General features: G+C 66.3%; 13 protein-coding genes. 8 read left to right on the top strand and 5 right to left on the bottom strand.

Going from position 1 to position 11,666, the window contains the following annotated elements:
• Positions 1 to 152: 152 nt before the first annotated feature.
• The 6 genes from IBX53_RS12080 (at position 153) to yidD (ending at position 4,920) form a co-directional block, all read left to right on the top strand.
• Positions 153 to 995: an ATP-dependent zinc protease gene (locus IBX53_RS12080; RefSeq protein WP_290909546.1), complete on the top strand. Its 843-nt coding sequence runs from the start codon at positions 153 to 155 to the stop codon at positions 993 to 995.
• Positions 996 to 1,043: 48 nt separating this feature from the next.
• Positions 1,044 to 2,549, top strand: a complete 1,506-nt coding sequence (locus tag IBX53_RS12075; protein ID WP_290909544.1) for a UUP1 family membrane protein — start codon at positions 1,044 to 1,046, stop codon at positions 2,547 to 2,549.
• Positions 2,550 to 2,554: 5 nt separating this feature from the next.
• Complete coding sequence (locus IBX53_RS12070) at positions 2,555 to 3,562, top strand: alpha-L-glutamate ligase-like protein (protein WP_290909542.1); 1,008 nt, start codon at positions 2,555 to 2,557, stop codon at positions 3,560 to 3,562.
• A 67-nt stretch (positions 3,563 to 3,629) separates the two neighbouring features.
• Positions 3,630 to 4,073 carry a transcriptional repressor gene (locus IBX53_RS12065; protein ID WP_290909539.1) on the top strand — a complete coding sequence of 148 codons (444 nt, stop codon included), beginning with the start codon at positions 3,630 to 3,632 and terminating at the stop codon, positions 4,071 to 4,073.
• A 44-nt stretch (positions 4,074 to 4,117) separates the two neighbouring features.
• On the top strand, positions 4,118 to 4,564 hold the full coding sequence (hisI, locus tag IBX53_RS12060) for a phosphoribosyl-AMP cyclohydrolase (RefSeq protein ID WP_290909537.1): 447 nt from the start codon (positions 4,118 to 4,120) through the stop codon (positions 4,562 to 4,564).
• 2 nt (positions 4,565 to 4,566) lie between these two features.
• Positions 4,567 to 4,920 (top strand): membrane protein insertion efficiency factor YidD, encoded by a 354-nt coding sequence (gene yidD, locus IBX53_RS12055; RefSeq protein WP_290909535.1) that lies wholly within the window; start codon positions 4,567 to 4,569, stop codon positions 4,918 to 4,920.
• Positions 4,921 to 4,940: 20 nt separating this feature from the next.
• Here yidD and IBX53_RS12050 read toward each other — a convergent pair whose 3' ends face one another.
• Genes IBX53_RS12050 through IBX53_RS12035 form a run of 4 tightly spaced genes read right to left on the bottom strand, consistent with a single transcriptional unit; the run spans position 4,941 to position 7,251 of the window.
• A complete protein-coding gene (locus IBX53_RS12050) occupies positions 4,941 to 5,366 on the bottom strand; it encodes a SufE family protein (RefSeq protein WP_290909533.1) in 426 nt (141 codons plus the stop codon).
• A gap of 14 nt (positions 5,367 to 5,380) precedes the next feature.
• Positions 5,381 to 5,794, bottom strand: coding sequence for a transcriptional regulator (locus IBX53_RS12045; RefSeq protein ID WP_290909531.1), 414 nt, complete (start codon positions 5,792 to 5,794; stop codon positions 5,381 to 5,383).
• The gene (locus IBX53_RS12040) at positions 5,794 to 6,090 is read right to left on the bottom strand and encodes a type II toxin-antitoxin system HigB family toxin (RefSeq protein WP_290909528.1); all 297 of its coding nucleotides are present in this window, start codon (positions 6,088 to 6,090) and stop codon (positions 5,794 to 5,796) included. The genes IBX53_RS12045 and IBX53_RS12040 overlap by 1 nt, the downstream gene beginning before the upstream one ends.
• Positions 6,091 to 6,114: 24 nt before the next feature.
• Entirely contained in the window at positions 6,115 to 7,251 is a 1,137-nt protein-coding gene (locus IBX53_RS12035; RefSeq protein ID WP_290909548.1) for a site-specific integrase, read from the bottom strand.
• A gap of 293 nt (positions 7,252 to 7,544) precedes the next feature.
• Here IBX53_RS12035 and IBX53_RS12030 point away from each other — a divergent pair, with 293 nt between their 5' ends.
• Positions 7,545 to 8,594: a DNA-binding protein gene (locus tag IBX53_RS12030; protein WP_290909526.1), complete on the top strand. Its 1,050-nt coding sequence runs from the start codon at positions 7,545 to 7,547 to the stop codon at positions 8,592 to 8,594.
• Positions 8,595 to 8,625: 31 nt separating this feature from the next.
• Here IBX53_RS12030 and nfuA read toward each other — a convergent pair whose 3' ends face one another.
• Positions 8,626 to 9,216, bottom strand: a complete 591-nt coding sequence (gene nfuA / locus IBX53_RS12025) for a Fe-S biogenesis protein NfuA (protein ID WP_290909524.1) — start codon at positions 9,214 to 9,216, stop codon at positions 8,626 to 8,628.
• Positions 9,217 to 9,513: 297 nt separating this feature from the next.
• On the opposite strand from nfuA, the gene metH reads away from it, so the two are divergent.
• A partial coding sequence (metH, locus tag IBX53_RS12020; RefSeq protein WP_290909522.1) for a methionine synthase occupies positions 9,514 to 11,666 on the top strand: 2,153 nt, incomplete at its 3' end.

The following is an 11,666-nucleotide window of genomic DNA, read 5'->3' as shown; positions in this document are numbered from 1 at the left end:
GGCTATAGGTCCATTACGCCCCACGGCCCCTTGGTGACACTTCTTCACCTGTATTGCCTTATTCTTCACGCCCTTCTGCCCATCCCCCGTTGGACAAGCCTGCCGGCGACTCCTTATCATCACGCAACCGAATCAAGGATCATCCCTGCCTCATGTCGCGACGCCTGCTCTCCTCCGGTGCCCTCTCCCTCGGTCTGCTGCTCATCGCCGGCTGCGCCATGCCCATCGACCAGGGCAAACCCGAGCCCGTGCTGGGTTCCGAGGAATTCACGCTGCGCGTCGATCGCCTGGAAGCCGACCTGGTGGCCCGCTGTGACCTGCATCAGTCGAGCCTCGCCGATAGCGCCCGTCGTCAGGAGACCCTGGTGGCCGACGTGCGCGAGGTCGGCAGCCTGGTGCGCCACCTGCGTGCCGACATCGAGCGTCTGGAGCGCGTCGAGAGCGGACCGACCACCATCGCCCAGGAGTGCGCCACCGATGAGCCCGCCCTGAGCACAAAGACCGTGGTGGGCCGCAGCGAATGGATCGGCCTGCCGGACGTGGGTACCTATCTCAAGGCACGGGTCGATTCCGGTGCCAATACCTCATCGCTGTCGGCCAGCGAGATCACCCGCTTCGAGCGCGACGGCGCCAACTGGGTGCGTTTCAAGCTGGGCCTCACCGATGACGATGTGGTGGTGGATGGTACAAGCGATGAGTGGATCGAGGCCCCGGTGGAACGCCGTGTGCGCATCGTCCAGGCCGCTGGCGAAGATTCCCGCCCGGTGGTCAGCCTGATGATGACCCTGGGCCCGATCCGCGAACTCGTGGAGTTCACCCTCAACGACCGCTCTCACCTCAACTATCCGGTGCTGCTCGGCCGGCGCTTCCTGATGGATATCGCGGTCATCGATGTTGCCGAGACCTACCTGCACGAGCGTCCCGAGTTCCCCGGCGGACGCCCGGCCGACGAGGCCGAAGCCGACGAGAATGACCGAGACGACGAAGAGCGCTGAGCCGCCCTGCCCGGCCACGCCTTCTCCTGACCTCGCCAAGGAAGCCCCATGTCACGACTGCCCTTCTATCTGCTCGTCGGCCTGCTGCTGGTGGCCGGTATCGGTCTGAGCGTCCATCGCCACATCAGCCTCGAGGTACCCTGGACCCCCGGCGAACAGCGCGAGGTCTGGGAGGTCGAGGCGTTGGTCAACTTCACCGCCCAGGGCGGCCCGGTACTGGTCAACATGGCGCTGCCTTCCCATCAGCAGTCCTTCCGGATGCTCACGGAGCATACCGCCTCGCCGGGCTACGGCCTGGCCTTCCTCGAAGAGAACGGTGGCCGCCGCGCCCAGTGGTCGATACGTGAGGCTTCCGGCAGTCAGCAGCTCTACTACACCACCCAGATGCTGGCGACTCCTGACGCCCGCCCTGTGCCGACAGAGCCCCCTGCCCTTGGCGGAGACATCATCTGGGAGCGTCCCTACGACACCGCGGCCGCCCAGGTGATCGAACGCGCCTGGAACCGGAGTGCCGACGCCTTCACCTTCGCGCGTGAGCTGATCCGCGACTTCGGCGACGAGCGCCAGGGCGAGAATTCCCGTCTGCTGCTGACGCAGTTCGAGCGTGGTCAGCTGCTGGTGCGTCTGCTCAACCAGGCCGGCGTGCCGGCCCGGGAGGTCAGCGGTCTCCTCCTGGAGGATGCCCGCCGCCGTCAGACCCTCAGCCAGTGGGTGCAGGTGTTCGACGGCGAGCGCTGGGCCCTGTTCGACCCGGCCACCGGCGAACAGGGGCGTCCCGACAACCTGCTGCTCTGGGAAGCCTCTGGCCAGGCGGTACTCGAGGTCCAGGGAGGGACCAACTCACGGGTCACCTTCTCGATGCTCAACCGCAATCAGCCGGCGGCCGCCGCGGTGCGCAGCCAGCTGGCCGAGGACACCCTGCTCAACTTCTCCATCCACAGCCTGCCTTTGGAGGAACAGGCGCTGTTCCAGACCATCCTGCTGATTCCCATCGGCGCCCTGGTGGTGGTCATCCTGCGCATCCTGGTGGGGATCAAGACCTCGGGCACCTTCATGCCGGTGCTGATCGCCCTGGCCTTCATCCAGACCACCCTGATCACCGGGCTGGTCGGCTTCCTGCTGATCGTGGCGGTGGGCCTGGTGATCCGCAACTATCTCTCCTACCTCAACCTGCTGCTGGTGGCGAGGGTCACGGCGGTGATCATCACGGTGATCGCCATCATTTCGCTGTTCTCGGTGCTCGCCTACCGCTTCGGGCTCAATGCCGGGCTGACCATCACCTTCTTCCCGATGATCATTCTCTCCTGGACCATCGAGCGCATGTCGATCCTGTGGGAAGAGGAAGGCCCCCGGGAGGTACTCATCCAGGGCGGTGGCAGCCTGCTCACCGCCGTGATCGCCTTCCTGGCCATGACCAACCCCTGGGTGCGCCATATCACCTTCAACTTCCTGGGGGTGCAGATGATCCTGATGGCACTGATCCTGCTGCTCGGCAACTACACCGGCTACCGGCTGCTCGAGTTGCGCCGCTTCAAGCCCATCACCGAGGATTGAGCGCCATGTGGAACTGGACGATGGGCAACTGGACCTCCCCGGACAAGCTGCGCGTCAAGGGCATCATCGGTATGAACCGGCGCAATATCCGCTATATCGGCCGCTACAATGATCGGCGCCTCTATCCACTGGTGGATGACAAGCTCAAGACCAAGCTACTGGCCCAGGAGCATGGCATCACCACGCCGGCCCTGATCGGCACCGTCGCCACCCAGTTCGGGGTCAAGCACCTGCGCGAGATGCTGCGCGGCCACGATGGATTCGTGATCAAACCGGCCAAGGGAAGCGGTGGCAAGGGCATACTGGTGATCGATCACGTCGAGGATGGCGCCTTCGTCAAGCCCAGTGGCGTACGGCTGACCCTCAAGGACGTCGAACGACACGCCTCCAATATCCTCTCGGGCCTCTACTCCCTGGGGGGCTCCCCGGACGTGGCGGTGGTCGAGGCGCTGATCAACTTCGACGAGCGGCTCGCGGAGTACACCTACGAGGGCGTCCCCGACATACGCGTCATCGTCTTCCTCGGCTACCCGGTGATGGCGATGATGCGCCTCTCCACCGCGGCCTCGGACGGCAAGGCCAACCTGCATCAGGGCGCCGTGGGGGTGGGCCTGGATATTGCCACCGGCAGCGCCATCCGTGGCGTGCAGTTCGACCGCACCCGCCTCGATCATCCGGACACCGGCCACGAGCTGGCCAGCCTGCATATCCCCGACTGGCGCACCCTGCTGCTGCTGGCGGCCGGGTGCTACGAGATGACCGGGATGCTGGGCTATCTCGGTACCGACGTGGTGCTGGACCGCGACCACGGCCCCATGCTGCTGGAGCTCAATGCCCGGCCGGGCCTGGCCATCCAGATGGCCAACGGCGAGGGGCTGCGCCGTCGTCTCGACTTGATCGAGCGTCAGCCGTCAGGGGTTCCCCCCGAGGAGCGGGTGGCCTTCGCCCAGCACCACTTTGCCCGCCGCAGCGAACTCGAGACCAGCACCGAGGCGACCGCCGAGGCCGTCTGACGCCCGCTGGCCGGGTCGGGGTCCGGCGCGTAGAATAGATCTCTCATTTCGCCAGTTGATGGTCGTCATGCCAGACTCCCGTGCCCTGCTCGACCAGGCAGCGCAGCAGTGCCAGCAGCGCGGCGCGCGCTTCACCCCGATCCGCCGACGCGTGCTGGAGATGATCGCCGAGGCTCCGGGCAGCCTGAAGGCCTACGACCTGCTCGACCGACTGGCCGAGGAGCATGCCGCCGCTCGGCCGCCCACCGTCTACCGCGCCCTGGAGTTTTTGATCGACCAGGGCCTGGTGCATCGCATCGAATCGCTCAATGCCTACGTGGCCTGTCCCTGCCCGGAACATGCCCACGGCTTCCAGCTGCTGATCTGCCGGCTGTGCGGGCGGGTCGAGGAGCTGCATCTGGACGACGTCAACGCTCAGCTCTCGCGGCGGGCCCGTGACCTGGGCTTTCGCGTGGAGCGCCAGACCATCGAACTGCTCGGCCACTGCGAGGCGTGCCACGCCGCCCCCTGAGCCGACCACCCAGCCCCATTCCATCACTTCCTTCCGGACCGACCATGAGCGAACACTTCAAGGCCCTCGAACGGGCTCCCTGCGACAGCCGCCACCCCCTGGCCGAGATCCTCGATGCCGCGAGGTTCAACGCCGACGGCCTGCTTCCCGCCATCGCCCAGCAGCATGACTCCGGTGAGGTGCTGATGATGGCCTGGATGAATCGCGAGGCGCTGGAGGAGACCCTGCGCACCGGCCGGGTCTGCTACTGGTCCCGCTCGCGGGGCAAGCTGTGGCGCAAGGGCGAGAGTTCCGGCCAGCAGCAGCACCTTCGGGCCGCTGCCCTGGACTGCGATGGCGACACCCTGCTGCTGCAGGTGGACCAGACCGGCCCGGCCTGCCATTCCGGTCGGCGCAGCTGTTTCTACGTGGCGCTGGAGGGAGACGAGGCACGGATCACCACGGAACCGCTGATCGACCCCGACACCCTCTACGGAAAGGGCAAGGAATAGGGATGCCCTGCCTCGCCGCCTGGTTGGCCCGCCTGCTGCGGGCGCTGCGCCGGGGGCTGGCGTGGCTCATGATCGGCCTGATCAGGGTCTATCAGGTTACCCTGAGCCCGCTGCTGGGGCCGCGCTGCCGCTACTGGCCGAGCTGCTCGAGCTATACGGCGGAGGCGATCCGTGTCCATGGCCCGCTCAGGGGCGGCTGGATGGCGGTTCGCCGAATCGCTCGCTGCCATCCCGGCTGCGAGGGAGGCATCGACCCGGTGCCCGGCGGGCCCAGCGAGCAACTCTGCCGCGACGACCCGGAACTGGACGATGACTTCATGCTTCGGAAGTCAGAGGACGACTCTCGGGCCCGTTGAGTCCTGGGTGCCTCGAACCGTCAGGCGGCCTCCTGCTCGGCCACCTCGTAGATGCGCTTGAGCATGGCATTAAGGCCGTTGCTGCGGGTCGCCGAGAGGTGCTTGTCGAGCCCCAGGTCGGCGAGGAAGTGCGGGCTTGTCGTGCGGATCTCGGCGGCGGTCCGGTCGCTGTAGATGCGCATCAGCACGGCGATCAGTCCCGAGACGATGGCGGCATCGGAGACGGCGTCGAAGTGGATCCTCTCGCCGTCGCGCTCATGACGCATCCAGACATTGGACTGGCAGCCCTGGATCTTGAGCTCGTCACTCTTCCACGCCTCGGGGAAGTCCGGCAGTGCCTTGCCCATGTCGATGATGTACTGATAGCGGTCCATCCAGTTGTCGAACATCCCGAATTCTTCAATCAGCGCCTGCTGCGCCTGCTCGGCGGTGGCTTCGGTCGTCATGGTGTCTCCTTGTGCTAAAGGCGGCGATTATATCGGCTGGGGGCCGTGCGCGTCCGCTCTGGGCTTGGATTAAGGGGCTCTGCCAGCAGGCTCTCGTAGGGAATTTTCAGCCCCTCATGCAGGTGCCTGATCATGTTGAGACTCAGCTTCCGCTTGCGATTGAGCACCTCGGACACACGGCCACTCGAACCGATATAGGGCTCGAGGTCTCGCTGCGTCAGACCCTGCTGCTCCATGCGAAACTTGATCGCTTCGACGGGATCCGAGGGAGCGATGGGATAGTGCTCATCCTCGTACTTCTCGATCAGGATGGAGAGCACCTCGAGCTCATCGGCCTCGGGAGTGCCGTCGTCGGCAGCCCAGAGTTCCTCCATGCGCGCAAAGGCGCGCGCAAGACCGGCATCGTCATGGATAGGCTGGATATTCATTAGATTGTCTCCGCATCAACCCTGTCGTACTGGGCATGAGTGCCAACGAAGCGCACCCAGGCGATCTGCTGGGTGTAGCGTATCGCGACGATCACGCGATACTTGTTGCCCCCGATGTTGAAGACGACACGCCCTCCCTTGAGGATACTTGCCGTGCGAACCTCGGCTTTCAGCTCCTGTGGCGTCAGCCAGGCCGCCTTCAGCATCATGTTGTGCCACTCGGTGAGCGGCGTCCTGGCATCCTCAAACCCCTGTTCCCAGAATTCCCTCAGCGTGCGCTTCGCGATGACTCTCACACGACCTCCCCTTTTGGGAGAATCCTACGAGCTCCCAGTTTGGGAGTCAAGGGGTCTTGATGCGGTGAGTCCGTGCCGCGCCTGTTGGCGGTGCCAGGCTTCGTCCTCGGCGTGCAGGTAGCGGGCGGTGGTATCCAGGCGCGAGTGACGCGCCGTGGCGGCCAGGTAGCGCAGCTCCACTCCGGCCTGGGCCTGATGGGTCAGCGCCGTATGTCTTAGCCAGTGCGGTGTAGCGGCACGCAGGCGTATCGCCCAGGGCCGTCCGCCCTCCCCCTGCTCCGCTTCCAGTGCTTCGGCGGCCTCGCGGAAGGCGTCTCGGATCAACCGATAGAGGCGGTTGTCGCCCAGGCCCCGCCGGCCGTCCAGTGATCGCACCAGGGGGCTGGCATCATCCGGCAGTGGCTCCGGAGCGAGCCCGAGGCCCTCTCGCCACTCCGCCAGCAGCGCCACCATGTCCGGCGGCACCGGGATCATCGCCGTCTTGTCGCCCTTCCCCGTCACCCGCCACCACCAGCGGCCCTCGCGGCGCAGGAAGTCCCCCATGCGCGCCGCACTCATCTCGCCAATGCGCGGTGCCAGCAGGTAGGCGAAGCCGAACACCAGACGCCGACGCCGCTGCTCGAAGCGCTGTCGCGATGACGCCCCCTTCTCGGGCATTTGGCCGAGCTCCCTGTTCAGCCAGGCCCATAACCACGCCCACAGCGGGCGCTCGAGATAGCGCTCGATGCCCCCCTGGCGGTTGTCCAGCCGGCGACGCTTGTCGCGCATCAGCCGGAAGGGGTTGTGGGCTACCCAGCCGGCCTCGACCAGCCAGGCAAACATGCCCTGCAGGATCACCAGCGACTGACGCCGGCTGGCGGGAGCCAGCGGCCCGCGAAAGGGCCGCCAGTCATCGGCCTGGCGGGGCCGGGGTGGCCCGACCCAGCGCTCTCGCGGGCGCGGGTCGGCGAGGAAGCCCTCGAAGGCATCGAGATGGTCGCGCCGCACCTCCCCGAGGCGGAGCCCCTGCTCCGCCAGCCACAGCAGCAGGCGTTCGGCCTCCCGCCGATAGGCGCGCCGGGTCTGCAGGCTCGCCCGGTACTCGGCGAGCCACTGCCCCACCGCCTCCGCGTCGCTGCGCGCGGCGATATGGGCGCCCTGCCCGGCGGGCGCGGCGGACAGCAGCTCCCCTGCCGGCGTGGGCAGGAGCTTGCGGCCTGTCTCGTCACGGGTCTGGTGATCCACCCTTGTCTCCTTCTGTTTGCCCTTGCGTCTTAGTATCCCGACTCCGCGCAAATAAAAGCAAGATAAGTCGCGTAATCTTGATTTTATCACCCAAAACGTAATGTATATTACGTATTACGTTTTATGTAATTATCTTCCCATTCGGCCCTTCTCGAGCTATGCTGCGCCCTCCACGGCCGCGCGATGGTGCTCGACCCCGCGCCGGCCTGCATCGAGCAAGGAGCAGAGAGATGGCACGCAGCGGTGTGCAGTACGAGGACGTGCAGCGGGCGATCGATGACCTGCTGGCGCGGGGCGAGTCGCCCAGCGTGCAGAAGGTGCGTGAAGTGCTGGGCACCGGCAGCTTCACTACCATCAGCGACCATCTGCGGGAATGGCGCACCCGGCGCGAGGAAAACCGCGATGTGCCCCCGCCCCGCGGCATGCCTGGCGCCCTTCAGGAACTGGCCGAGGCGCTGTGGCAGAAGGCCCAGGAGAGCGCCAATGAGACGCTGACCCACTATCGCGAGGAGGCCGACCGCCGCGTCGCGGAGGCCGAGACACGTGTCGCCGAGGCGCGCCGTCAGGCCGAGGATGCCGAGCAGCGCGAATCCGCCCTGGTCGCCCACCTGGCCACTACCGAGCAGCGTCTCGAGGAGCGAAACACGTCCCTGGCCCGCGCCGAGTCACGCCGGGAGCAGCTCGACGAGACGGTCCGCCACCTGGAGACTCGGCATGCCGAGTTGGAGGGATTGCTGGAGCGGATTCGCGGCGAGATGGCCCAGCAGGCGAGCGAGCACCAGCGGGCCGTGGAAAGCCTGGAGGCCCGGCAGCGCGAGCGTCTGACGAGGGAGGAGCAGCGCCACGAGAGCGCCGAGTCCCGACTGATGGGATTGCTGGACGAGGCCCGCCAGGAGCGCCTGGCCGGCGAGAAGGCCGCGGCGGAACGGGAGAAGCAGGTCGCAGTGCGCCTGGAGCGCCTGGAACAGCAGCTCATGGAGGCGCGCGGAAAGCTGGCCGAGGAGGAGAAGCAGCACCGCGAGACCGACTGGGCACGTCGTCAGGCCGAGACCCTCGTCGACACCCGCCAGCATGAGCAGACCCTGCTGCAGGCCCGCATCGATGAACAGAAGCGCCTGCTGGAGGAGCAGGCGCGCCGCCTGCGCGACCTGGAGCAGCAGCTCCACCGCTGTCTATGGCAGATCCCGGCCGCGCGTGAGGAATATGAAGAGGGAAAAGAAAGAGAGGACGCCGAAAACAATGAAGGCCCCGCCGCAGCGGAGCCTTCGGAAAGCACATGACGCCGGTGGATGGCAGAGCCAGCCGCCCGACTTACCTGTAATAGGCGTTCGTGGTGTCAGTATGGTCGGTCACGTCGCGAATACCTGCCAGCTCCGGGATACGTTCCATCAGGGTCTTCTCGACGCCCTCCTTGAGGGTCAGGTCCACCGCCGCACAGCCCTGGCAGCCGCCGCCGAAGGCCAGTACCGCCACCTGTTCGTCGGTGAGCTGCACCAGCTTGATCTCGCCGCCGTGGGCGGCAAGACCGGGATTGATCTCGCTGTAGAGGATATAGTTGATACGATCCTCCATCGGACTGTCGGCGTTGACCTTGGGCATCTTGGCGTTGGGCGCCTTGATGGTCAGCTGGCCGCCCATGCGGTCCTTGTTGAAGTCGACCACCGCCTCCTCAAGGAACGGCAGGCTGTTCTTGTCCAGGTGAACCGACAGCTTGGGCAGCTCGAGACGCTCGTCGGTGGGCTCCTCCTCACCGGGCCGGCAGTAGGCCAGGCAGGTCTCGGCGTAGGGAGTGCCGGGCTGGGTGATGAAGATACGCACGGCGATGCCCTCGACATTCTGCTTCTCGAGCAGTTCGGCGAGGTAGTCCTGGGCGCTGTCGGTGATCTGGATCGGATTGCTCATGGTGTTCTCGCTGGTCGGGCTGCGGCCTGGTAACTTCCTTCGCCAGGCCGCGCATCAGGGTTTGGCTACCCCCATGGTAAGACAGCGGACCGAAGCTGACAATCCCGAGTGAATTGGTTGGTCTTTGTGTCGTGGCCTGCCCCTGGGCAGCGCCTTTTGATAACATGGCCGCCATTCCTGGCCGCCCCGATGAAAGAGACAGCTGCGCGAGACAGCTGCAACAGACAGAAGACGCCCTGAGGCGTCTGCGCGGCCCTGCCCCCTGGATGCGACTTTCGCTGGAGACAAGACCTGCCCATGGCCGCCCTTCCCACTGCCCAGACCGCCTCCCTCATCGACAGCCTCAACGAGCGCATTCTCATGCTCGATGGCGGCATGGGCACCATGCTTCAGAATGCCGGCCTCTCCGAAGCCGATTTCCGCGGGGATCGCTTCGCCGACTGGCCCTCCGACCTAAAGGGTAACAACGACCTGCTGGCACTGACCTGCCCCGAACTGGTGACGCGCATCCACCGCGAGTACCTCGAGGCCGGCGCCGACATCGTCGAGACCAACACCTTCAACAGCACTCGCCTCTCCCAGGCCGACTACGGCATGGAAGCGCTGGTGGTGGAGCTCAACCGCGAGGCCGCCCGCCTGGCCCGCCAGGTGTGTGACGCCGTGGCCGCCGAGACCGGCGTGCCCCGCTATGTGGCCGGGGTGCTGGGCCCCACCTCGCGCACCGCCTCGCTCTCACCGGACGTCAACGACCCGGCCAAGCGCAACGTCACCTTCGATGCCCTGCGCGAGAACTACTACGAGGCGGCCGAGGCGCTGATCGAGGGCGGCAGCGACCTGATCCTGATCGAGACCATCTTCGATACCCTCAACGCCAAGGCGGCGATCTACGCCCTGGAGGAGCTGTTCGAGGAGCGCGGCGAACGTCTGCCGGTGATGATCTCCGGCACCATCACCGACGCGTCCGGGCGCACCCTCTCGGGCCAGACCACCGAGGCCTTCTGGAACTCGGTGCGCCATGCCCGCCCCCTCAGCGTCGGCCTCAACTGTGCGCTGGGGGCCGCGGAGCTGCGCCCCTACGTGGAGGAGCTGTCCACCAAGGCGGACACCTTCGTCTCGGCCCACCCCAACGCCGGCCTGCCCAACGAGTTCGGCGAATACGACCAGACCCCCGAGGAGATGGCGGCCATCGTCGCCGAGTTCGCCCAAAGCGGCCTGGTCAACATCATCGGCGGCTGCTGCGGCTCGACGCCTGCGCATATCGCGGCCATCCACCGGGCCATCCAGGGCCTGACGCCGCGCCGGATTCCGGAGATCCCCAAGGCCTGTCGCCTGTCGGGTCTGGAGCCCTTCAACATCGCCGCGGACTCGCTGTTCGTCAACGTCGGCGAGCGCACCAACGTCACCGGCTCGGCGCGCTTCAAGCGCCTGATCGTGGAGGAGGACTTCACCACCGCCCTGGAAGTGGCCCTCGAGCAGGTGGAGAACGGCGCCCAGGTGATCGACATCAACATGGACGAGGGCATGCTCGAGTCCCAGGAGGCCATGGTGCGCTTCCTGAACCTGATCGCCGGCGAGCCCGATATCGCCCGGGTGCCGATCATGATCGACTCCTCCAAATGGGAGATCATCGAGGCAGGCCTGAAGTGCGTCCAGGGCAAGGCGGTGGTCAACTCGATCTCCATGAAGGAGGGCGAGGAGGCCTTCCGCGAGCAGGCCACCATCTGCCGCCGGCACGGTGCCGCCGTGGTGGTGATGGCCTTCGACGAGGCCGGCCAGGCCGACACCTTCGCGCGTAAGACCGAGATCTGCCAGCGGGCCTATCGCCTCCTGGTCGACGAGCTCGACTTCCCGGCGGAAGACATCATCTTCGACCCCAACATCTTCGCCATCGCCACCGGCATCGAGGAGCACGACAACTATGCCGTGGACTTCATCGAGGCGACCCAATGGATCCGCGAGCACCTGCCCCATGCCCTGGTCTCCGGGGGAGTCTCCAACGTCTCCTTCTCCTTCCGCGGCAACAACCCAGTGCGCGAGGCGATCCACTCGGTGTTCCTCTACCACGCCATCCGTGCGGGCCTGAGCATGGGGATCGTCAACGCCGGCCAGCTGGCGGTCTACGATGACCTGCCCGAGGAGCTGCGCGAGGCGGTCGAGGACGTGGTGCTCAACCGCCGCTCCGACAGCACCGAGCGGCTGGTGGATCTCGCCGACAAGTACAAGGGGGATGGCTCGGGACCGGCCAGGAAGGAGGACCTCGAGTGGCGCTCCTGGCCGGTCAACAAGCGCATCGAGCATGCCCTGGTCAAGGGCGTGACGGTCTATATCGAGGAGGACACCGAGGAGGCGCGCGCCGCCGCGGACCGCCCCATCGAGGTGATCGAGGGGCCGCTGATGGACGGCATGAACGTGGTCGGCGACCTGTTCGGCGCCGGCAAGATGTTCCTGCC

The organism is Halomonas sp. (assembly GCF_014859505.1).
Taxonomy (GTDB): domain Bacteria; phylum Pseudomonadota; class Gammaproteobacteria; order Pseudomonadales; family Halomonadaceae; genus Halomonas.
The sequence above is the reverse complement of the archived record's forward strand: the minus strand, read 5'-3'. Positions and strand labels throughout refer to the sequence as shown.

Excerpts from the sequence above, each read along its gene's own strand:
- IBX53_RS12065 (WP_290909539.1), top strand. The coding sequence starts at position 3,630 with ATGCCAGACTCCCGTGCCCTGCTCGACCAGGCAGCGCAGCAGTGCCAG.
- IBX53_RS12030 (WP_290909526.1), top strand. The coding sequence starts at position 7,545 with ATGGCACGCAGCGGTGTGCAGTACGAGGACGTGCAGCGGGCGATCGAT.
- yidD (WP_290909535.1), top strand. The coding sequence starts at position 4,567 with ATGCCCTGCCTCGCCGCCTGGTTGGCCCGCCTGCTGCGGGCGCTGCGC.
- IBX53_RS12070 (WP_290909542.1), top strand. The coding sequence starts at position 2,555 with ATGTGGAACTGGACGATGGGCAACTGGACCTCCCCGGACAAGCTGCGC.
- hisI (WP_290909537.1), top strand. The coding sequence starts at position 4,118 with ATGAGCGAACACTTCAAGGCCCTCGAACGGGCTCCCTGCGACAGCCGC.
- IBX53_RS12050 (WP_290909533.1), bottom strand. The coding sequence starts at position 5,366 with ATGACGACCGAAGCCACCGCCGAGCAGGCGCAGCAGGCGCTGATTGAA.
- IBX53_RS12080 (WP_290909546.1), top strand. The coding sequence starts at position 153 with ATGTCGCGACGCCTGCTCTCCTCCGGTGCCCTCTCCCTCGGTCTGCTG.
- nfuA (WP_290909524.1), bottom strand. The coding sequence starts at position 9,216 with ATGAGCAATCCGATCCAGATCACCGACAGCGCCCAGGACTACCTCGCC.
- IBX53_RS12075 (WP_290909544.1), top strand. The coding sequence starts at position 1,044 with ATGTCACGACTGCCCTTCTATCTGCTCGTCGGCCTGCTGCTGGTGGCC.
- IBX53_RS12045 (WP_290909531.1), bottom strand. The coding sequence starts at position 5,794 with ATGAATATCCAGCCTATCCATGACGATGCCGGTCTTGCGCGCGCCTTT.